The organism is Chengkuizengella sp. SCS-71B, from assembly GCF_040100845.1.
Taxonomy (GTDB): Bacteria; Bacillota; Bacilli; order Paenibacillales; family KCTC-33759; genus Chengkuizengella.
In genome coordinates this window covers 2,284,562-2,307,151 of record NZ_JAZHSH010000001.1, presented here as the reverse complement: position 1 = coordinate 2,307,151, position 22,590 = coordinate 2,284,562, and the positions used below count along the sequence as shown (strand labels likewise).

At 35.7% G+C, this 22,590-nt stretch carries 16 protein-coding genes and 1 other annotated feature (1 of these 17 running past the window's edge); of the genes, 3 read left to right on the top strand and 13 right to left on the bottom strand.

The window, feature by feature from the left end; all coding sequences use genetic code 11:
• Positions 1-19: 19 nt before the first annotated feature.
• The 10 genes from VQL36_RS11215 to hppD all read right to left on the bottom strand — a co-directional run bounded on the left by VQL36_RS11215 (position 20) and on the right by hppD (position 12,946).
• Positions 20-3,958 (bottom strand): peptidase G2 autoproteolytic cleavage domain-containing protein, encoded by a 3,939-nt coding sequence (locus VQL36_RS11215; RefSeq protein ID WP_349249393.1) that lies wholly within the window; start codon positions 3,956-3,958, stop codon positions 20-22.
• 292 nt (positions 3,959-4,250) lie between these two features.
• The gene (locus tag VQL36_RS11210; RefSeq protein ID WP_349249392.1) at positions 4,251-5,246 is read right to left on the bottom strand and encodes an NAD(P)-dependent alcohol dehydrogenase; all 996 of its coding nucleotides are present in this window, start codon (positions 5,244-5,246) and stop codon (positions 4,251-4,253) included.
• A gap of 74 nt (positions 5,247-5,320) precedes the next feature.
• Positions 5,321-6,016 (bottom strand): ABC transporter ATP-binding protein, encoded by a 696-nt coding sequence (locus VQL36_RS11205; protein WP_349249391.1) that lies wholly within the window; start codon positions 6,014-6,016, stop codon positions 5,321-5,323.
• 1 nt (position 6,017) lies between these two features.
• Entirely contained in the window at positions 6,018-6,386 is a 369-nt protein-coding gene (locus VQL36_RS11200) for a GntR family transcriptional regulator (RefSeq protein WP_349249390.1), read from the bottom strand.
• A gap of 3 nt (positions 6,387-6,389) precedes the next feature.
• A complete protein-coding gene (locus VQL36_RS11195; RefSeq protein WP_349249389.1) occupies positions 6,390-7,199 on the bottom strand; it encodes a hypothetical protein in 810 nt (269 codons plus the stop codon).
• Positions 7,200-7,468: 269 nt separating this feature from the next.
• On the bottom strand, positions 7,469-8,809 hold the full coding sequence (locus tag VQL36_RS11190; RefSeq protein ID WP_349249388.1) for a hypothetical protein: 1,341 nt from the start codon (positions 8,807-8,809) through the stop codon (positions 7,469-7,471).
• Between the two features lie 273 nt (positions 8,810-9,082).
• Positions 9,083-10,234: a homogentisate 1,2-dioxygenase gene (locus VQL36_RS11185; RefSeq protein ID WP_349249387.1), complete on the bottom strand. Its 1,152-nt coding sequence runs from the start codon at positions 10,232-10,234 to the stop codon at positions 9,083-9,085.
• 14 nt (positions 10,235-10,248) lie between these two features.
• Complete coding sequence (locus VQL36_RS11180) at positions 10,249-11,157, bottom strand: fumarylacetoacetate hydrolase family protein (RefSeq protein WP_413789506.1); 909 nt, start codon at positions 11,155-11,157, stop codon at positions 10,249-10,251.
• A complete protein-coding gene (locus VQL36_RS11175; protein ID WP_349249386.1) occupies positions 11,154-11,780 on the bottom strand; it encodes a flavin reductase family protein in 627 nt (208 codons plus the stop codon). The genes VQL36_RS11180 and VQL36_RS11175 overlap by 4 nt, the downstream gene beginning before the upstream one ends.
• A 50-nt stretch (positions 11,781-11,830) precedes the next feature.
• Complete coding sequence (gene hppD, locus VQL36_RS11170) at positions 11,831-12,946, bottom strand: 4-hydroxyphenylpyruvate dioxygenase (protein WP_349249385.1); 1,116 nt, start codon at positions 12,944-12,946, stop codon at positions 11,831-11,833.
• Positions 12,947-13,224: 278 nt separating this feature from the next.
• Between hppD and VQL36_RS11165 the strand changes: the two genes are divergently transcribed.
• From VQL36_RS11165 to VQL36_RS11155, 3 genes are read left to right on the top strand one after another with little or no spacing between them, the layout of a single operon-like run.
• Positions 13,225-14,700: a spore germination protein gene (locus tag VQL36_RS11165; protein WP_349249384.1), complete on the top strand. Its 1,476-nt coding sequence runs from the start codon at positions 13,225-13,227 to the stop codon at positions 14,698-14,700.
• An 11-nt stretch (positions 14,701-14,711) separates the two neighbouring features.
• On the top strand, positions 14,712-15,803 hold the full coding sequence (locus VQL36_RS11160; RefSeq protein WP_349249383.1) for a GerAB/ArcD/ProY family transporter: 1,092 nt from the start codon (positions 14,712-14,714) through the stop codon (positions 15,801-15,803).
• Between the two features lie 6 nt (positions 15,804-15,809).
• Positions 15,810-16,898 (top strand): Ger(x)C family spore germination protein, encoded by a 1,089-nt coding sequence (locus VQL36_RS11155; protein WP_349249382.1) that lies wholly within the window; start codon positions 15,810-15,812, stop codon positions 16,896-16,898.
• A gap of 62 nt (positions 16,899-16,960) precedes the next feature.
• On the opposite strand, the gene VQL36_RS11150 is transcribed toward VQL36_RS11155, so the two are convergent.
• The 3 genes from VQL36_RS11150 to ileS form a co-directional block, all read right to left on the bottom strand.
• On the bottom strand, positions 16,961-17,227 hold the full coding sequence (locus tag VQL36_RS11150; RefSeq protein ID WP_349249381.1) for a CD3324 family protein: 267 nt from the start codon (positions 17,225-17,227) through the stop codon (positions 16,961-16,963).
• A 308-nt stretch (positions 17,228-17,535) separates the two neighbouring features.
• The gene (gene fumC / locus VQL36_RS11145; RefSeq protein ID WP_349249380.1) at positions 17,536-18,921 is read right to left on the bottom strand and encodes a class II fumarate hydratase; all 1,386 of its coding nucleotides are present in this window, start codon (positions 18,919-18,921) and stop codon (positions 17,536-17,538) included.
• 380 nt (positions 18,922-19,301) lie between these two features.
• Positions 19,302-22,400, bottom strand: coding sequence for an isoleucine--tRNA ligase (gene ileS / locus VQL36_RS11140; RefSeq protein ID WP_349249379.1), 3,099 nt, complete (start codon positions 22,398-22,400; stop codon positions 19,302-19,304).
• Positions 22,401-22,454: 54 nt separating this feature from the next.
• Positions 22,455-22,590, bottom strand: a binding site (T-box leader) (it continues 108 nt past the right edge of the window).

The following is a 22,590-nucleotide window of genomic DNA, read 5'->3' as shown; positions in this document are numbered from 1 at the left end:
CCTCTCCATTTATGTTATTTTAAAATTGCACAGGACTCGATACAACAATTAAAATTTGATTTTCACTTGTTCGTTTCAATACTTTGTAACCACTTGGGGATCTTGTAGCAATTCCATTTGAGTTAGGTTTGCAATAACCATTCACTTCACTTGTTCCGTCATCTCTCACTAATAACTGTCCGATTAATCCAACAGCCTCCCATTCTTCTCTTTCTAATCTTGGGGTATATTGTTTATTTGGATCAAATTCTGGATTTATCAATTGTCTTTTTTCTATCCTCTCAGGTGAGATGAGATTTCCGTTCTCATCTTTTTTCTCTGGGATGATTATCTCTTCGTATAGCACGCGGCCCCACTCATCTGTCATATATCTCTCATTCCATTCATATCCGGAACTACCTGCTAAAAAACCAGGGACAGCACTTGTTACACCTAGTACATATTCATCTTGATTTGTAGCTTTCCTTATTTTATCCCCTTCTGTTGTGACAAAGTATCCGACATCAATAGCTTTGCCATCCAATGTTTCAAACAATTCAGCGAAATCGCATCCTCTACCGGAAGTGATTTTCCCTGCAAAGCAGGCATCCCCAGTATTACCGCTTATAAGAGCCATCAAGGTATCATTCACTAAATGCCAGGAATTATCTTCAACAGCTTGACCTGATCGTCCCATAATATGCGCATTCACTCTATTATTTGTATCTGTACCGTTTCCTTCTGCATGAGAGCATTCACCAGAGGCAATTGTATTACAACCTTCCGCATGAGAAGCAAAACCTTCAGCTCTTGTTCCATCTCCTTCAGCGTGAGAACAATCATCTAAAGCTACCGTATTACAACCTTCGGCATGGGACGCAATACCTTCAGCTATCGTCCCTTCTCCTTCAGCATGGGCATTTATTCCCCTTGCTGTTGTATCACTACCTTCAGCATGGCTATTCATACCTCTTGCACTTGTTAATAACCCTTCAGCATGGCTATTCATACCTCTTGCAGTTGTTCCACTACCTTCGGCGTGGGAGCAGTCTTCAGAAGCTATTGTATTACAACCTTCTGCATGAGAAGCTAATCCTACCGCTTCTGTTAGTAATCCCTCTGCATGAGAATTATCTCCCAATGATTCAGATCCATTACCTTCCGCATGACTATTGGAACCTCTTGCAGTTGTAAATAGCCCTTCAGTGTGGGAATTTATACCTTCAGCTACTGTCCCTTCTCCTTCAGCATGAGAAGCTTCTCCCTCAGCTATCGTCCTACTTCCTTCGGCATGGGAGCTAATTGAATTTGCTATTGTTAAAAATCCTTCAGCATGAGCACTCCCATTATTAGTTGTTGTTCCAAATCCTTCGGCATGAGAAGCAAACGCTCCAGCTACTGTCCTAAATCCCTCAGCATGGGCAGCTTCTCCACTGGCTTCATTAGAATTTCCTTCCGCATGAGAATATACACCAGAAGCAATTGTATCAACTCCCTCAGCATGAGCAGCAACATGTGTTGCCATGGTCCTCAAACCTTCGGCGTGAGATTGACCTGCAGCTGCTAATGTAAAAGCCCCTTCCGCATGAGAAGCAAAACTTTCGGAAGTAGTAGATTCTCCTTCAGCATGAGTATTAAATCCTCCTGCAGTTGTTTCTGATCCTTCAGCGTGGGTATTAAAACCACGAGCTTCAGTACTAAACCCTTCCGCATGGCAACCGGCACCAAACGCCAAAGTTCCCTCTCCTTCGGCGTGAGAGTTCCTACCTCTCGCTGTCGTTAAGATTCCTTCGGCATGGGCGTTATTGAACAAGGCTAAAGTCTCCTCTCCTTCCGCATGGGAGCCAATACCTTGAGCATTTGTGAATCTACCTTCGGCATGAGCGGAAAAAGAGGCTATCGTTTCGATTCCTTCGGCATGGGAAGCTGTCCCATTAGCTTGAGTATTAGATCCTTCGGCATGGGAAAAGAGACCATTGGCTTGAGTATTAGATCCTTCCGCATGAGAATGATCACCTTGTGCTACGGTGTCTCTTCCTTCCGCATGAGAATGATCACCTTGTGCTACGGTGTCTCTTCCTTCCGCATGACTATCCGAACCTCTTGCAGTTGTTCTCAGCCCTTCGGCATGAGAAGCAACACCTTCAGCTACGGTGTCTCTTCCTTCTGCATGACTATTCGAACCTCTTGCAGTTGTTCTCAGCCCTTCGGCATGAGAAGCAACACCTTCAGTTACTGTCCCTTCTCCTTCCGCATGAGAAAAGTTTCCTTCTGCTGTTGTTAACCGCCCCTCCGTATGAGAAGCTCCCCCTTCTGCTGTTGTAAAATCTCCTTCCGCATGACTACTCGAACCACTTGCAGTTGTTCTTAGCCCTTCTGCATGAGAAGCAACACCTTCAGCTACTGTCCCTTCTCCTTCCGCATGAGAAAAGTCTCCTCCTGCTATTGTTAACCGCCCTTCCGTATGAGAAGCTTCTCCTTCTGCTGTTGTAAAATCTCCTTCCGCATGGCTATTCATACCTCCTGCAGTTGTTGACCGCCCTTCTGCATGGGAGTTCATACCTTGAGCATTTGTGGATCTACCTTCTGCGTGAGAGCAATCTTCAGAAGCTAACGTATTACATCCTTCCGCATGGGACGCAAAACCTTCTGCAGTTGTTCCACTACCTTCGGCATGAGAAGCTCTTCCCGAAGTTACTGTTGCATCGCCTTCCGCATGGGATCTTTCTCCAATTGCTTCTGTAAATGTTCCTTCGGCATGAGAAAAGTCTCCAAAAGCTCTAGTACCAAGTCCTTCCGCATGAGAAGTTATTCCTAATGCTTGTGTTCCATCTCCTTCCGCATGGGACCTTTCCCCAATTGCTTGCGTAAACACTCCTTCAGCATGAGAAAAATCTCCAGAAGCTCTAGTAGCAATTCCTTCAGCATGAGAAGTTGTTCCCTCAGCTATTGCTGTATCCCCTTCTGCATGGGATCTATTTCCATTTGCTTCCGAACGTACTCCTTCCGCATGAGAAAAATCTCCAGAAGCTATAGTAGCAACACCTTCCGCATGAGCTTGTTCACCAGAGGCAACTGTAGCTGTTCCCTCGGCATGAGCACCGATTCCTGTTGCTGTCGTTCCCTCTCCTTCTGCATGAGATCGATCTCCTTGAGCAAGCGTGTCAATTCCTTCCGCATGAGAATTATTTCCTGTTGCCTTTGTATTTCTACCTTCAGAATGAGCATTTTCTCCATCCGCCTGTGTAATATATCCTTCTGCATGACTGTTCAACCCTCTGGCAAGAGAACCTAACCCTTCGGCAGTAGAATTATCCCCTTGCGCTACGGTATCTCTGTTTTGAGCATGTGCATTATCACCACTTGCTGTTGTTTTTCTGCCTTCAGAATGAGCATTTTCTCCATCCGCCTGTGTAATATATCCTTCTGCATGACTGTTCAGCCCTCTGGCAAGAGAACCTAACCCTTCCGCGGTAGAATTATCCCCTTGTGCTACGGTATCTCTGTTTTGAGCATGTGCATAATCTCCACTGGATGTAGTATTTCTCCCTTCCGAGTGGGATGCTTCCCCTTCAGCATTCGTTTTAGTTCCCTCTGAGTGTGAGTAACTTCCATCTGCCGTTGTACAATCTCCTTCTGCATGAGATTGTATCCCCTTCGCTTTTGAACTTGCTCCTTCTGCATGTGAGGCTGTTCCAGTCGCCTGTGTTCCTTCTCCTTCCGCATGAGAATTATCCCCTTGTGCTACGGTGTCTTTTCCTTCCGCATGAGCATTATCACCCCTTGCTGCTGTATTTCTTCCCTCAGTATGTGAAGCATCTCCGCTAGATACTGTACTTCTTCCTTCTGCATGGGAATTTTCCCCGTCTGATGTCGTACCTCTCCCCTCAGCGAAAGAGTTATCTCCACTAGCTATCGTATTTCTTCCGAAAGCTGTGGCACAAGAACCTGTCGCTTCTCGATTACAGCTACTGCTCATTTACATCACTCCTCTTCTCTTGATGTGAACAATCAAATTAAAGAACCTTTTAATACGTTATGAGGCATAGGAATTAAACATTCTCATAAAGAAATAAATTTAATTAGAGGTGCAAAAGTCGATGCTACGCGTGATTTTTAGTAACTCTTTTTTATCATCCTGTATCCCTTCCCTAGCACATTTGGATGATATTTTCCGATCAAAAAAAGAACGTAATTCTACGCTCTTTCTGTTAACTGTTTAATCATAAAATTTTATTTGCTTACTATTACATTAGTGTTACTATGTTTGCTTAGAGCATATGAAGGTTTTCCAGAGTTAAAACTACATTTCCCCGCTTGTGTCCTTTTTCTACATACTTATGAGCTTCCACGGTTTCTTCCAATGGGTAGTGCCTATCTATGACAGATTTTATCTTTCCAGATTCGTAAAGATCTTTGAGAAGATTTAAATCTTCAAGTTTCCAGCTAAAATTTGCTGCAGTACCTATTACTTTCTTGTTACCTATCATTGAAGTCCATAGCATTTGAAAAATATTTGTTAGACCAAAATGTGTTAAGAGATAGCGTCCATTTTGATTTAGTGAGCTTTTACTTTGAGAAAATGAACTCTTACCCACCGTGTCAAAAATAATATCATAAGTCTCACCAGATAGAGTAAAATCCTCTTTCGTATAATCAATAACCTTATCAGCTCCGAGAGATTTCACCAGTTCTAAATTTGCAGTACTACAAACACCAGTAACTTCTGCCCCAAAGTACTTGGCAAGTTGAACCGCAAAAGTACCTACTGATCCAGAAGCACCATAAATAAGAACTTTCTCTCCGTTCTGAATTTTTCCTTTATTTCTAAGGTAAACTAACGCACTTAATGCCCCATTGGGAGCAGAGGCGGCTTCTTCATAAGTTATATTGGCAGGTTTTAATGCTATCAATCCACTTTCAGGCATACATTTATACTCGGCATAAGCTCCAAAGCTGAGACCGGTATAACCAAAAACTTGATCCCCTTTTTTAAAACGTTTTACTGATTTACCTAATGACTCTACTTCCCCTGCAAGCTCAAATCCCAGTATCTTTTTTTTAGGTTTTCTAAATCCAAATAATATTCCCGTGGGGAGCCAAAACAGAGGTGGAAATGTAAAACCTCTCTGTTTCGGGTCCTCTGCCGTAACCGTAGTCGCATATATTCTTATCAGTACTTCATTGTCCTTGGGGATAGGTTTTTCTACCTCTCCTAGTTGTAAAACTTCCGGTGGTCCGTATTTTTCATAAACAATCGCTTTCATAATTCACCTCCCAAGATAGCAATTTGAATTATTTTAGTAGATGACTCAATATATGAGCCACCTACTTAATATAGCTAACTAGCCTCATATACTTTTTTCAACCATTCTACAACGCTCTTTTGTTCTTTTTCATGCAATTGCTCTACTTCTTTCATATCTAGAATTTGACCTTTACGAATCACGACTATCATATCCAGAAGCGCTTCCACCTCTTGAATTTCATGGGTTGTAATAATTATTGTTTGATTCTCCAGATCGATATAAGAAAGCAATCCTTTGACTACGGATTCCCTTACCATAGGGTCTAATCCTGAGAAAGGTTCATCTAAAATAATATAGGGGACATCTCTCGCTAGAGACAATACAATTCTTAGACGTCCTCTATTTCCTTTTGATAGGTTTTTTACTTTTTGATCTGGGTTTAATTTCATAAATGTCATGATTTTATATGCTTTATTTAAATCAAAATCCTTAAATTGAGTGGAAAAGAAATCAATCGTTTGTTTAACAGTGTACATGACATAATATGCATCAAGTTCTGATAAATAAGTGACTATTTCACATATTTTTCGGTTTACTGGAATATTGTTCACTTTCACTGATCCTTTTGTTGGACGTATTAAACCAGCCATTAACTTCAACATCGTTGATTTTCCACTTCCATTTTCTCCAATGATGCCTATGATTTTTCCTTTTGGTAAACTAAGATTTATGTCATTTAATGCTTTTTGTGTTAAATAACTTTTTGAAACATTTTCAAATGTAATCATTTTATTCTCCTTCCTGTTCAATGTAATCTTTTAAACCCTGCACCATCTCATCTTTAGTAAATCCCATGTCTGCCATTTGAGATATAAACCTTGAGATATGTTCGTTTTTCAAATTATCTCTCAATTGATTTAATTTCATTTCATCTTTCGTAACAAATGTCCCCTGACCTCTTTTCGTTTCCACAATATCCATCCTTTCTAACTCACTATACGTACGTTGTACAGTATTTGGGTTCACTCCGGATTCAACAGCCATATCTCGAACTGATTTCAATTTCTCTCCTGCACGTAATTCATTCCGTACTATTTTATGATTAATACGATCCACTAACTGCATATATATTGGTTTTGTGGCTTGAAAATCCTCCATTTTTTACACCTCGACCTTCTTTTCTATCAACCATGCTGCAACTACAAAGAATAAAACACCTATTAAAGCATCAAACAAGTTTTCACCTAAATGATTGCTAACCTTCTCTCCAAATTCCTCATCATTGTGGTTAATAAATTCAAGTGTTGAAAACTCAAGATTATATTCACCCCATAGAATCAATTGATCATAAATAGCAGTGCTTTCAAAACTTGCAAAAATCCATATGAATAAATTAATGAGAACGATAATCACTAACACACTCCATCTACCAATTCGACTTTTAAGTACATGATAAATCGTCCAAAAAAACATGAAACATATACCGATTAAAAGTGATAAAAAAATAATATTAACTACGAAATAAAGTAGCAATTTTGTTAAGTCTCCTAGATAAAAACTCAATTCAGATAAAAAAGGAATTAGATTGATAGTCGTAAGAGTGATTAACACACCTAAAGATACAATCAATGCAATGAAACCGTTCACTAATTTGCTTCCTAACAAAACAATTGCTGACTGTGGATTGTGAAGCCACAAATGTAACTGTTTCCCTTCTTTGTTTAAACTCATCAAAATGTAATTCCCTATAAAAAGCACATGTATTGCCATAGCTATTACGAGTGGTATAAATTTGATCAAATCATTATCATCCAACACCCAATTTATGTTTGGTTGTTGAACAAATCCGATTTCACGAATATGCAAATACCAACCTAAGGCAAATACAGCTAAATCAATTAATAAAAAAACCAATAATCTGTTTTTCATTAATAAAAAGTCTTTTTTTAATAATCCTATCCAAGAATCCATATAAATCCTCCTCAAACATGTATTAATGTGTTTTATTGTTTTAGTGATCTAGTTACATAGTACACTAAGTTTATTTTGTTGTCAACATTATCCACACTAAATCATTCAAATTTTCATCAAAATAACACCCTATTCATTAGACATGTCAAGCAAATAAGTCTATCAATAGGGTGTTTATATCATATGTAGAGTTAGCAATCATTGGATTTTACAGCGTAAAGCCTAATTTCTCGTATTTATTTTGAGAAAATTAGGCTTTTTCCAACGTCTTACTTTTTCCCGTTGATAAATCGAGTACCGGTAAACGTAATAGGACCGAATAAAAAAACATCCGTACCATTTATACTTGGTGCACTCACAACCACCTTATAAGTTACATTTTTTTCTAAATTGGTAATGACATCTACAGTTTCTTCTGAAAATATTTGTCCTATACTATCATCATCCGTATCATCTATTTCTGTTTGCGCAGTATAAATCGGCACATTATTTTTTAATATGGCATGATCTATGATAAGTTCATCGCCCTGATTATTAGTTAAATGAAAAATACTGTTCAGCCAAATGCGATCCCCTGGGTTTAAACAGTCAAAAGTAATTTCTGCCACAACAGTAGGGCTAGCAGAGTTATCTGAAATCTCTATTCCTGTACCAGGACTATTTGCAGGGGTAACGAATTTAAATTGTTTGACTTCTGTTTTATTAAAAGCTACGCACTTTTTCCCTTTGGTAAATTGAGTACCAGTAAACGTAATAGGACCGAATAAAAAAACTTCCGTACCATTTATACTTGGTGTACTCACAACCACCTTATAAGTTACATTTTTTTCTAGATTGGTAATAACATCTACAGTTTCTTCTGAAAATATTTGTCCTATATTATCATCACCAAGACTATCTATTTCTGTTTGCGCAGTATAAATCGGCACATTATTTTTTAATATGGCATGATCTATGATAGGTTCTTCTGCACCCTGATTATTAGTTATATGAAAAATACTGTTCAGCCAAATGCGATCCCCTGGGTTTAAGCAGTCAAAAGTAATTTCTGCCACAACAGTAGGGTTAGCAGAGTTATCAGAAATCTCTTCTCCCGTACCGGGACTATTTGCAGGGGTAACGAACTCAAATTGTTTAACTTCTGTTTTATTAAACGGTAAACTATTTTTCCCTTTGGCAAATCGAGTACCGGTAAACGTAATCGGACCGAATAAAAAAACATCCGTACCATTTATACTTGGTGTACTCACAACCACCTTATAAGTTACATTTTTTTCTAGATTGGTAATGACATCTACAGTTTCTTCTGAAAATATTTGTCCTATATTATCGTCACTAGAACTATCTATTTCTGTTTGCGCAGTATAAATCGGTACATTATTTTTTAATATGGCATGATCTATGATAGGTTCTTCTGTGCTCTGATTATTAGTTAAATGAAAAATACTGTTCAGCCATATGGTATCCCCTGGGTTTAAACAGTCAAAAGTAATTTCTGCCACAACAGTAGGGTTAGCAGAGTTATCTGAAATCTCTTCTCCCGAACCGGGACTATTTGCAGGAGTAACGAACTCAAATTGTTTGACTTCTGTTTTATTATTAAAAGGCATGTTATCATCCTACCTCTATTCTTTGTTATTTGTTAGTTTTATTTTTCATATAGCAGAAAAAGAGTATGTGAATGATTTGACCCTTAGGGTCACACCTATTATTTCTGCTTATATAAATTTACCTACTATATATATTTATATGAAACGTAAAGGAGTAACGTATGGTCGTCTGTAATGATTCTTAAAAAAGGGCTATGTGTATAAGCAAAATTAAAAGCATAAGCAATATGCGCTTATGCTTTTAACAATGATATAAAATTTAAATGAATGCTTTTAGATCCAACTTGACATGTATTCATGATCTTCAAATCGTGTTGCTTCAGATACAACCTTTAATGGTTTAAAGGTATCAATCATGACAGCAAGTTCTGCTGTTTCTTTTTTGCCAATGCTGCCTTCTATTTTCCCAGGATGGGGTCCATGTGGTATGCCACTAGGATGAAGAGTTATCGAGCCTTCAGTTACTCCTTTACGACTCATAAAATTACCATCAACATAATAAAGGACCTCATCGCTGTTTACATTGCTATGGTAGTAAGGTGCTGGAATAGCATCAGGATGATAATCATAGAGTCTAGGAACAAACGAGCAAATCACAAAATTATGACCTTCAAAAGTTTGATGCACTGGCGGTGGTTGATGAATGCGTCCCGTAATGGGTTCAAAATCATGAATGCTAAATTTCCAAGGATATAAATATCCGTCCCAGCCAATGACATCAAGTGGATGATGATTAAACGTATGATCAGTTATCATTCCTCTTGATTTCGTTAAAACAGTGTACTCTCCCGTCTGATCGAATGTTTCTAATTTTTCAGGTCCGTGGATATCTCGCTCACAAAATGGACTATGTTCGAGCAATTGCCCGTATTCATTCCGATATCTTCTAGGAGTGGTTATTTGACTGCTTGCTTCAACGATGAGAAGTGTTTGCTTTTTTCCAGTGTCTGGTAGAACACGATAAATCGTCCCTATAGGTATAACGATATAATCCCCTTCTTTATAAAAAATACTGCCAAATATCGTTTCAATTTTTCCTGAACCATGATGTACAAATAATAACTCGTCACCATCACCACTCCGATAATAGTACTCCATTTCTTCTGTAGGTTTGACCACTCCAATAACTAAATCATCATTTCCTAACAAATATTCCCGTCCTAATACAGCATCTTTATGCTTTCCACACTTTTCTGTTAACAAATGTCTGTGTTTTAATGGAGTGTCTTCCTCATACTTTATTTTATTTGTTGGATATATTTTTGATTCCTTAACTATGGTAGGCATATTGTAATGATATAAGATGGATTGTGTACCTGAAAAACCTTTCGTACCCATTACTTGCTCTCGAAAAAGTGAGTGATCTTCTTTTTTATATTGTATATGACGTTTCTTTGGAATCGAGCCCATTTGACGATAATACAATGTACCCCTCCCCCTTACTCAACTATTTTATTTCGCAATACTCCAAGCCCTGTAATTTCAAGTTCAACCACATCACCCGGTTCCAACCACCGGTGTACATCAGTACCTAACTCTAATATACATCCACTGCCTACAGTACCTGAGCCGATGATATCACCAGGGTACAATGTTACATTTTGAGAAGCACGTTCGATCATTTCTGCAAAGGAGTAATAAATACTCTGGAAATTTCCCTTAGATAATGGCTTACCATTTACCGATGCAGTCATTTCTAATTGATAACGATCTCCAACCTTATATTGCTCTAGTTCATCCGAAGTCGCTATAAATGGACCGATTGAGGTGGCAAAGTCTTTACCTTTTGCTGGACCTAAACCTACCTTCATTTCCTTTGCCTGTATGTCACGTGCACTCCAATCGTTCATGATTGTATACCCCAATATATACTTCTCTGCTTGATCGACTGTAATGTTTTTTCCTTTTTTACCAATTACACAAGCAAGTTCAAGCTCAAAGTCTAAGCAGGAACAGTTCTTCGGTTTTTCAATTGATTGTTCAGGTCCTGTTATTGCTTTGTGGTTTGTAAAATAAAATACTGGCATCTCATACCATTCAGGAATAACAGTCAAACCACGTTTAGCTCTAGCCGTTTTTACATGTTCTTCAAAAGCATAAAAGTCACGAACACTAGGTGGGTGAGGTAACGGGGCACAAAGTGTAACATTTTCTAATGCATGAATAGATTCCTCATGAGCTTGTATATTCTCAATTAGAGTATAATATGTGTCATATTTATCAATAAAAGTAAGTAAATCATTAGGAAGTTTCCCATCACTAGCAATATTCATGTCAATGATTTTGTCCCCATTTAACCAACCTGCTCGCATATCTCCTGTTTCTGTAAGAAAGGTGACATATCTCACTTTGAATCACCACTTTTTTTTCTATTTAAAATAAAAGTGTCACTTATCGCTCTTGTATATGATTGACCAGCTAGTCTTCCAATAGGATTTAATTTACTAGTATTTATTTTCCCATCTTCATATAAGTGATCCGCGACATTTATAAGCTCAACCTTGCCAACAACTAAGCTACCTGAACCAGGATGAGACCCGTAATTGTGTAATTCATGCAGTGTACATTCCAAGTGAACTTGGCTTTCTTTCACTCGGGGTACATTCACTTTGTGTCCAGCCTCTTTTTCTAACCCAGAAACTATAAACTCATCTACTTCATAAGAATATTCTGTTGCACATTCATTTACTTGATTAATGATATTTTCACTTACAATATTTATAATGAATTGCTCAGTTGCTTCTATATTTTTTAACGTATCCTTTTTGGCTCCATCACTACCTCGAACCATTGGAGCAAAACAAATGAGCATCGGATCAGCGCTTATACATGTAAAAAAACTAAATGGTGCAAGATTTGCACGACCCTCACGATCAACGGTGGATACAAATGCAATAGGTCGTGGTAAGACTGATCCAATTAATAACTTATAAGCATCTTGCCAGGGTATCGTTCTGGGTTCAATAATCAAAATGTATCACCTCCACATTTTCAAACGTAGATTATAGGAATTCTGGGTATCTATAAATTACCTCTTCTAGCTTGCTCACGTTCAATTGATTCAAACAATGCCTTAAAATTACCTTCACCAAAACCTTTAGCACCTTTTCGTTGAATGACCTCAATAAACAATGTAGGACGATCTACAATAGGTTTTGTGAAAATTTGTAGTAAATATCCTTCATCATCACGATCAACTAATATTTTTAATTGCTTAAGTTTCTCCACTTCCTCATCAATTTTCCCAACACGCTCAGATAACATATCATAATACGAATCTGGTGTGTCTAAAAATTCTACACCATTTTTTCTTAATAATGAAACCGTTTTTATAATATCTTCAGTTAATAGAGCGATATGCTGTACCCCTGCCCCATTATTAAATTCTAAATATTCCTGTATTTGTGACTTTCGCTTGCCTTCGGCAGGTTCATTAATTGGGAATTTTATTCTACCTCCATTCGTCATAACTTTTGACATGAGTGCAGAATATTCCGTACTAATATCGTCATCATCAAAATGAAGGAGCTGTTTAAAGCCCATGACATTCTCATAATAACTTACCCATTCATCCATTTCTTCTACGTTTCCTACTACGTGATCAACAGCTACTAAACCTGTACTCTCGTATGGAATGTTCATGCTAATTGGTTCATAACCTGGCAAAAACATTCCATTATAGTTGGTGCGCTCGATTAAACTATGAATGGTGTCACCATAAGTACCGATAATCGCCTTTTTTATTGATCCATTATCATCTTTCAATGTTGTTGGAGGTAAAATTTCAATGGCGCCACGTTTAACTGCTTCAGTATAAGCGCTTTCAACATTATCAACGACTAAAGCTACGTCTTTAACCCCATCACCATGTTTTTTAACAAACGAAGTAACATGACTTGTTTCTTTTAATGACCCAGTTAGAATATAGCGAATATTATTTTGTTGTATAACATATGATACCGTTTCTCGATTACCTGTTTCTAATCCAGAATAAGCAATAACCTCAAAACCAAAAGTTTTACAAAAATAATGACAAGCTTGTTTTGCGTTTCCTACATAAAACTCAATATAGTCTACATTACTGACAGGGAAAAATTGTTCAAGATCTACTTGACTTTCAAATACTTGTTTCTCCATTGAAAAGCCCCCATTAATAAAAATTTTAATTATTCACAATTTTATAATAGTAAAATATGGTGTTCTTCTCAAGAATGTACTGCAAAGACAAAACGCTTTAGTTTGATGAAGGGAAAATCCTACCTATAGTTATTCCAAATGGGTTTGCTTCCGCCTGTGATCATTTCCGCTAGGGTAAGAATAAATGAATTGAGAATGATACAATTGCTCATACTACTTAACAAAGCATGTTCTTCTTAATGAAAATTTTGTAAAATCAACAAAATTGAGGTGATCTCTTGCTTAAATTACTTAAAAAATTCTTTTTTAATGACTTACAAGCTAATTCTAAATATAAAGAAAACCAAAAACATCAAAAACCTACATACTCTTACATTGAAGAAGAATTTTCAAAATGTGCTGATATTACAAAGAAAGAGTATCCTCGGATTCACGTTCAATTAATGTATTTTGAATATATGATTGCAAAAGATATTTTTGAAAAATTTCTTTTTTCAAAGATTGACAAATTAGATGAGAAAGATATTGTGGCATTTCTTTCACATAGTCAATTTCAAGCTAGCAACGATAGCAAAGAAGTAGTGAATGCACTTCTAGCAGGGAATATAATTATTTTCCATAAAAATCAAACTTATATATTTGCCGCTATTGACTTACAAACACGATCAATACAGACAGCAGAATCTGAAACCATTATCACAGGTTCACATGATGCCTTTAATGAAGATATAAATACAAATTTATCTCTTATTAGAAGAAGAGTAAAAAGCTCTAAATTGAAGGTTTTAAAATATTCTATTGGGAAAATAACAAAAAACACGGTGTATATTTTATATATTGAGGATCTTGCAAAAATAGATTTGGTAAATGATCTTAAAAATAGAATGGAAAACATTAAAATTGATGCCATTTATGATGTGAATATGTTAGTTCAATTAATTGAGGAGTACCCTACTTCCCCTTTTCCTCAGATTTTTACAACTGAACGTCCAGATGTAATGTCTTCTAAACTAACCGAAGGTAAAATTATTGGACTCATGAGCAATAGTCCATATGCTTTTAGTGTACCAGCAACTTTCTTTGATTTTGTACATTCGCCTGATGACTACAATCAACGTTGGCTCACAGGATCATTGATTAGAATATTTAGATTATTTGCATTTTTAATTACAGTGACTCTTACGGCATTGTATGTATCCATTACTACATTTCATTATGCAATGGTACCTGATTTACTATTACCTAGTTTAATTAAATCTAGAAGTAATGTTCCTTTTCCTCCTATCATAGAAGCGCTTATTATGGAGATTACCATTGAGTTGTTAAGAGAAGCGGGAGCACGACTGCCAACAAAAGTTGGACAAACTATTGGGATTGTTGGAGGGATTGTTATCGGCTCAGCTTCCGTTGAAGCAGGTATTACAAGTAATATCTTAATTATTTTTGTTGCCGTTTCTGCAATTGCATCCTTTGTCATTCCTAGTTATGTAATGAGTAGTTCAGTACGAATCATTCGATTTGGATTTATTATAATGGCTGGTTTTCTTGGTAATTTGGGAATTTGTATTGCTTTTGGTTTTTTAGTTTATTCACTTACTAGCCTTACAAGCTTAAAAGCTCCATACCTATCGCCGATCTCACCAACACATCCGTCTAATTGGTTAGACACATTAATTCGTGCTCCTTTCTCAACTTTAAATAATGAGTCTAATATAAGTAAACAGAGAAATACTTCTAAAAAGAATCAACGTTAGGGGGATCTACGATGAAGGAGAAACTCCATCCTTTTCAAATTACTATCCTTATATACATGATTCAATCAGGAATAACATTATTTAGCTTACCAAGGATAGCAGCAGGTGCATTTGGGACAAATGGATGGATTGGAGTTGCTATAATGTCAATTTTTCCAATGATCAATATCATGTTTATCGCGATGGTTTTCCATTTCGGTAAGGGAAGATCTATATTTGAGATTTTTGAAGACTTGATTCCAAAATTTCTATTGCGGCCATTTTTTCTTTGTTTAGCATTGTTATGGTGTGTACTTGGCATTTTAATTGGAAAGGATTTCGGGTTGTTATTTCGAATGTTATATTTCCCTGAATTATCTCCCACTGTGTATGTATTGTTTATGTTAATTTTTGTTTACTTGCTTGTGAGTAAAGGGCTATATCAAATTGGAAAAACAACCATTATTTTTTTCTTTATGACAATTTGGACCGTTTTTTTAATGGCTCTTTATGTTGAGGAATTTAAATTAACTCGATTAACACCATTTATTTTTAAAGGGGAAAAAGAAATATTAGCTCAAGGGATGGAACTTCTAACTGCTTATTTAGGATATGAGATTATCATCCTTATATTTCCTTACATTTTAAGATCTCGATCATCTATAAAAGCGATGTTCTACGGGAATTTATTTACGACATTTATAATATATGTACCGATTTGCTTCATAGCCTTTGGTGTTTTAAGCTTTGATCAATTAAAAAACGAGACTTTTCCAGTTTTAACTCTATTTGAGTATTTAGAATTTCCTTTTATTGAAAGAATTGAAAGCTTCATATTTAGTCTTTTCTCATTGAAAGCACTAATCACTGTTGTTATGTTTTATTGGGCGGGTGATCAAGTCTTTAGATATTCAATACCTCAACTAAAGCCAAAAGTATCGATTATTATCCTAATCATCATTTCTTTTGGTATTTCATATATTCCTAAATTTTTATTGGATGTTGAGAACTGGTTAAAATGGATTGGAAGAGCAGAGGCAATCATTGCTATGGGTTTACCAATCATCCTTTTGTTTATCATTGGCATTACAACTATAAAAAGAAAAAGGGTGAAAAGAGGGTGAAAATTTATGATTAGAGTATTAAATATAATTTTTATATTTTTATTAACTGGCTGTATGAGTAATTATGGTATTGATGATTTAGCAATGCTTAGTGGAGTCGGTTTTGACGCTTCTGAAGATGAGGGTAAGCATTTTGATATCACTACAATGTATCAGATTCCGTCAGAAACTGATGTTTTCGAATATTTACATGCAAATGCTGATTCATTAATGAATGCAGATATTGAGCTGATGTCACAAACAAAAAGAGAGGTAGTAAATGGTCAATTACGGATTAGTTTATTCGGAGAGCAATTAGCTAAGGATGGCATTTTTCCAATTATATTATCTTTTCTTCGTGACCCTTCGATTGGTCCACTAGTGTACCTAGCAGTTGCTAAAGGAACTGCTAAAGATGTATTGGTTACACAATTAAAAAAAGAACCGAATACAGGGTCTTATATTCAAACAATGTTAGAAAGATTGGATGAAGAAGACGTTTATCCTTCTGTCAACCTATTGCAGTTTGCAAGATCATATTATGATGATGGAATCGATCCCTATTTACCCATGATATTTAGCACAAAAAAGAATATTGTTCTAGAAGGTATTGCTCTTTTTAAAGACGATCGGATGATAACTTCAATTTCAAAAGAAAAAGCGATATTTATATTTTTGTTAAGTAAAGAGTTTAAAGAAGGAGTAGTTGATCTTGAAATAGAACTTGGGGGCAAAAAAGAAAATATTCACTTATCCTATGTATGTACTAAACACAAAATTAAAGTTTCTAAGGAAAATAAAAACAACTTTACTGTTAATTTTGAACTTCATCTAACTGGCAGTTTGGAAGGATACTCAGGGGATCAAACATTAAGCAAAGATAGTGTGCAAAAAGAGATAGAAAGTAAAGTTAATACAATTTTAAGTAGTGAAATGAAAGGAATGCTTTCTTTTCTCCAAAAACATAAAGTAGATACTATAGGGGTAGGTGAGTCTATTAGAAATAGCTTATCTTATGAGGAATGGAAAAATTTAAATTGGGATGAAGTATATCCTAAGATTAACTTCACTACTGATGTTACTATGAAAATAAGAAATATGAGTAAGTTTAAATGAGAAACTTAAGAGAGGGCTATCTTAAACACTGATCATCTTTGAATAAAGATGATCAGTGTTTACTAATTTTTTGAATATACAATTTTTTTAATGGTTTCTGTAGAAAGAAAATATTCATCAGCTAATTGACTAATGCTTCTCCCCTTTTTAAATTCATGCTTAAGGGTTGCATTCCTTTCATCAATTGCTTTTCTTCCACCAGAAAGTGTACCCCATTTTTGATAATTATTTTTGGATTTAGGTATATATAACATTTCTCCTTGAACATACTTTTGAAGTTCTATTAGAAGTTCTTCGGGTAATATTTCATTTGCTTTCACACTTTTCATTTCTGCTCGCCCCTTATTTATATTTTTCAATAAAATATAAGGTGCAAAGCCATACATATCAGAAATGATATCCTATTACCTAAGCGATATTAAATATCACCCCATGCAAAGTATCGCCTTCCAATACTAGGCTTTGCATGAGGCTGAATCCTGAACGAAACCAAAGTTAATACTCATCAAATATACACACTCCTATCTGTTTCATTAAACTGAAAATCCATTATGATAAATATTCTATCAGATTTAAATTATGCAGACTACTATGGAGTACTTTGTGCTCATTTAAGTAACTTTATGATATTCTACCTTTATTTAGGTGAAATCATGTTTCGAGGATTAACAAACTTATTAAATTCATTTTCAGTTAATAATCCTGACTTAATAGCTGCCTCCTTTAAAGTGATCCCTTCTTTATGAGCAAGTTTTGCAATTTTGGCTGAATTATCATACCCTATATGTGGATTTAAAGCTGTAACTAACATTAGGGAATTTTGCAAATAGTTTTGGATTTTTTCAGCATTGGGTTCAATACCTATCACACACTTTTCGTTAAAGCTGCGGATAGAGTCTGTCAACAATCTTACAGATTGAAGAAAATTATATATAATCACCGGTTTAAATACATTTAATTCGAAATTTCCTTGACTAGCTGCTATTCCAATCGTTACATCGTTTCCAATCACTTGAGCAGCAACCATTGTCAAAGCTTCACATTGGGTTGGATTTACTTTTCCTGGCATAATAGAGCTTCCAGGTTCATTTTCAGGAATGGTAATTTCACCAATCCCACATCGAGGTCCACTTGCTAACCACCTTACATCATTTGCTATCTTCATTAAATCAGCTGCTAGTGCTTTCAAAGCTCCATGTACGTAAACCATTTGATCATGACTTGTTAATGCATGAAACTTGTTTGATGCAGAGGTAAAATCAGAATTGAGCATTTCGCTTATTTCTTTTGCAACCATATCTCCAAACTGAGGATGTGCATTTAATCCTGTTCCAACGGCCGTCCCACCAATTGCAAGTTCTTTTAAGTACATTGTACTTTCATTGATCATCCTTTCATCTTTTTCGATCATATGATGCCATCCGCTAATTTCTTGTCCCAAAGTTAATGGTGTAGCGTCTTGAAGGTGTGTACGTCCTATTTTAACTACATTTTCAAACTCATTAACCTTATGCTTTAAAGTATTTTTAAGTTCAGATAATGCAGGTAATAATTTATTTTCAATTTCAACTACACTTGCGATATGAAGCGCTGTAGGAAACGTATCATTTGAACTTTGTGATCGATTTACGTCATCATTTGGATGAAGAATATCTTCATTTTCTTTTTGTTGTAATAGTTGATTACCTCTATTAGCAATGACTTCATTTACATTCATATTTGTTTGAGTCCCACTTCCAGTTTGCCAAACGACAAGCGGAAATTGATCATCCCACTTACCTGATAAGATTTCATCACATGTTTGATAAATTGCTTCTACCTTTTCTTTTGAAAGGTTTCCTAATTTATGATTAGAAATAGCTGCACTTTTTTTTAGAATAATGAATGCCCTTATGAGTTCAAGTGGCATTAATTCAGTGCCAATATTAAAGTTTTCTCTACTTCGTTGAGTTTGAGATCCCCATAATTTATCTAAAGGCACTTTAATCTCTCCCATGGAATCTTTTTCGATTCTGTAATTCATATTCATTCACTCCAATTTGAAATTTTCAAAATTTAGGTGCTTTTATAGTTCACTCTTATAGGCAATTCTTGACTAAATTCACACCCATTATCTCCCTAATCAGAAACTTTTAATCATTCATGATGCAATGACAGTCCATTCAAATAGAACAAAAACTCCTATCGGAGTCTCTCGAGGAGGTAAATAATTAAAAAGTAGATAGTATAAGGGCAACTAACGATTCTGCCTTCGTCTAGACTTGCCAATCATCGAGTTTTCTTTAGAGGTAGTTTTTGTTGAAACTTAGAATTTGAAATTTTATAAATCCTTAAGTTATGAAAAAACACCTGATTTGATAAATAGATAGATCAAATCAGGCGCTTTGGGGTTTAAGGGAACTACTAATTAATAATTGGTATTAATTGAATAGATGCTTTATTATTACCAATGTTAATTTCTTTTCCCTCTGAAAGATGATCCTTGATCACTAAATCTCGCATTAGTAAATTTTCTTTTAACATAGATTTAAACTTTTCAACAACTACTTGCAGTTCTTCGTCTGCACTGATTTCAATATCAATATGCATGTTTATAGGTAAGTTTAATTTTTTCCGATAATCTTGTATGGAACGAATCAATTCTCTTGCCATACCTTCTTGTAACAAATCATCAGTTAAGGCTACATCTAATGTAACTGTGTACTCACCATTTGAAGCAGAAGAATACCCTTCTTTGGCTACTTTTTCAACTATCACGTCTTCTAGAGACACTTTTACTTTCTCTAGAGATGTTTCCATGTTTAAGAATCCTGATTCTATCAATAAGTTGGATTCTTCTTGATTCAGTTGCTGCAGCCATTTATTGACGACATTTGATAACTTGCCGAATTTTCTAGCTGATTTTTTAAAATCTAATTTTAGATGTATAGAAGCAAATTTTTCTTCATCGTCGATCTCTTGAAAAGATTTTACATTTAATTCATCCATGATGATGTCTTGATACGGCTGCCAATTCATGTCTTTGTTATTGCTTAAAATTGAAAGACTTGCTAAAGGCTGTTTTACTTTTAAAGACAATGTATTTCGAATACTTCGCCCTAATTCAACTACTTGTAAAACGGCTTCCATTTCTTTTTCTAACTGTATGTTGATCACTTTTTCATCATAGTTTGGATATTCTGAAAGGTGTACACTTTTCCCAGTTAGATTGGAGTAGACATCTTCTGCTATAAACGGAGTTAATGGTGCTAACAATTGACTTGTTTTAGTTAATACTTCATATAGCGTTTCATACGCAGCAACTTTTTCAGCTGTCATTTCATTTGACCAGAAGCGGTCTCTGGATCTTCTTACATACCAATTACTTATTTCATCTAATAATTTTGCTACTTCTCTCGCCGCATTTGTAAAGTGATAATGCTCTAGATTTTCGCAAGCTGTTTTAACTGTGCTATGCAAACGAGATAGAACCCAATTATCTAATTTATTTTTTTTCACGGTATACTGTCTATTAGAATCATATCCATCTAATTTAGCATAAAGATCATAAAAACTATATACATTTCCTAAAGTATCCACTAGCTTGGATTTGGCTTCTTGTACGACTCTTTCAGAAAAACGTTTCGGATTCCATGGAGCACTATCCACAAGCAATGCCCATCTTAAAGAATCAGCACCATACTTTTGAATTAAATCTACTGGGTCTAGTGCATTCCCTTTACTTTTAGACATTTTTTGTCCATTTTCATCCAATATATGACCAAGAGATAATACTCTTTTATAAGGAGATTCCCCTGTAAATAAAGTTGATACAGCAAGAAGACTATAAAACCATCCGCGTGTTTGATCAATTCCCTCAATAACTACATCAGCAGGGTATTGTTTTTTGAAACGTGAGTTGTTTTCAAATGGATAATGAGTTTGTGCAAACGGCATAGAACCACTATCGAACCAAACATCTATAACTTCATCTGTTCTAGTCATCGTATCACCACAATGAGAACAACGAAGCTTTACTTGATCAACATAAGGTTTATGTAACTCAACCGTTTCATTCAGTGGTGTAATAGAAAGATTTTTTAGTTCTTCTATGCTTTTAGGAGCATATTGGTGATTACATTGGTCGCATTGCCAAACATTTAAAGGTGTTCCCCAATATCTTTTACGACTGATATTCCAATCTACCATTTGTTCTAGAAATTTTCCAAACCTACCATATTTAATGTGCTCAGGATGCCAAGTCACTTTCTCATTATTTTGGATAAATTGTTCCTTCAATGCTGTTGTTTTGATAAACCAGCTTTCGTTTGCATAATACAAAAGAGGTGAATCACAACGCCAACAATGAGGGTAGTTATGTTCATATTTTTCTTTACTGAATAATAAACCTTTTTCTGCAAGGTAACGAACAATATCTACATCACAGTCTTTTACAAAACGTCCTTCAAAATTAGGAACTTCATCAGTATACTGCCCTTTTTCATTCACAACGTTTACAAAAGAAAAATGATGATCTTGAACAACCTTATAATCATCTTCTCCGTATGCAGGCGCAATATGAACGATACCTGTACCACTATCCTCAGTTACATAATCCGCTTCTACCACCTTATGTCCAACTTCTACCTTTACGAAATCAAACGGAGGTATATAGGAAAATCCTTTTAATTCTGATCCCAAATGTACAGATAGGATTTCATAATTCTTCTTTAAAACTGAATCTGCTAATGATTCTGCTACTATAAATACCTCATTATCTACTTTCGCTCGAACATACCTCATTGCTGGATGTACTGCAAGTGCCACGTTAGCTGGCAAAGTCCAAGGTGTAGTAGTCCATCCAAGAAAGTACTCATTGTCACGATTTTGAATCTTGAATTTTACTGTTGCAGTTAAATCCTTTATCATCTTATATCCTTGTGCTACCTCATGAGAACTAAGGGACGTTTGACAACTAGGACAATAAGGGGATACTCGATGTCCTTTATTAAGCAAGCCTTTTTCATGAACCGTACCAAGGATATACCATATACTTTCAATGTATTCATTTTCTAATGTTACATATGGATTATCCATGTCTACCCAATACCCTAGTTGTTCAGTAAAATCTCGCCAATGCTTTTCATATTTAAAAACACTTTCTTTGCATTTCTCTATAAAAGCTTCAACACCATAATTTTCGATTTCATTTTTACCTGAGATGCCTAGCTCTTTTTCAACTCCTAATTCAACAGGCAATCCATGAGTATCCCACCCTGCTTTTCTCATGACCTGATGTCCAGTCATCGTTTTATATCTTGCAACAACGTCCTTAATTGTTCTACCTAATGCATGACCAACATGCGGTAATCCATTTGCAGTAGGAGGTCCTTCATAAAATACAAAGGAGGGTTTCCCTTCTCTATTATCTATAGATTTTTTAAAAGTATTTTCTTTAGACCAATGTTTTCTGACACGTTCTTCTCGTTGTTGAACCGTTTCTTTAATATTTTCTCGTTTCATTAGATATCGCTCCTAAAAATTTATTTAAAAAGCACACAAAAACCCATCCCTATAACAAGGGACGGGTTTAACCGCGATACCACCCTAATTCTATTGAATAAAGTCGTTCATCAATAGCACTTAGCAACGTACAATCATACGCGTTCCTTTTAACGGTAGACACCCGTTCAAGCTTAATCCATTTCAGCTT

Excerpts from the sequence above, each read along its gene's own strand:
- VQL36_RS11200 (WP_349249390.1), bottom strand. The coding sequence starts at position 6,386 with ATGGAGGATTTTCAAGCCACAAAACCAATATATATGCAGTTAGTGGAT.
- ileS (WP_349249379.1), bottom strand. The coding sequence starts at position 22,400 with ATGAAACGAGAAAATATTAAAGAAACGGTTCAACAACGAGAAGAACGT.
- hppD (WP_349249385.1), bottom strand. The coding sequence starts at position 12,946 with ATGGAGAAACAAGTATTTGAAAGTCAAGTAGATCTTGAACAATTTTTC.
- VQL36_RS11155 (WP_349249382.1), top strand. The coding sequence starts at position 15,810 with ATGATTAGAGTATTAAATATAATTTTTATATTTTTATTAACTGGCTGT.
- VQL36_RS11160 (WP_349249383.1), top strand. The coding sequence starts at position 14,712 with ATGAAGGAGAAACTCCATCCTTTTCAAATTACTATCCTTATATACATG.
- VQL36_RS11205 (WP_349249391.1), bottom strand. The coding sequence starts at position 6,016 with ATGATTACATTTGAAAATGTTTCAAAAAGTTATTTAACACAAAAAGCA.
- VQL36_RS11195 (WP_349249389.1), bottom strand. The coding sequence starts at position 7,199 with ATGGATTCTTGGATAGGATTATTAAAAAAAGACTTTTTATTAATGAAA.
- VQL36_RS11215 (WP_349249393.1), bottom strand. The coding sequence starts at position 3,958 with ATGAGCAGTAGCTGTAATCGAGAAGCGACAGGTTCTTGTGCCACAGCT.
- fumC (WP_349249380.1), bottom strand. The coding sequence starts at position 18,921 with ATGAATTACAGAATCGAAAAAGATTCCATGGGAGAGATTAAAGTGCCT.
- VQL36_RS11210 (WP_349249392.1), bottom strand. The coding sequence starts at position 5,246 with ATGAAAGCGATTGTTTATGAAAAATACGGACCACCGGAAGTTTTACAA.
- VQL36_RS11150 (WP_349249381.1), bottom strand. The coding sequence starts at position 17,227 with ATGAAAAGTGTGAAAGCAAATGAAATATTACCCGAAGAACTTCTAATA.
- VQL36_RS11190 (WP_349249388.1), bottom strand. The coding sequence starts at position 8,809 with ATGCCTTTTAATAATAAAACAGAAGTCAAACAATTTGAGTTCGTTACT.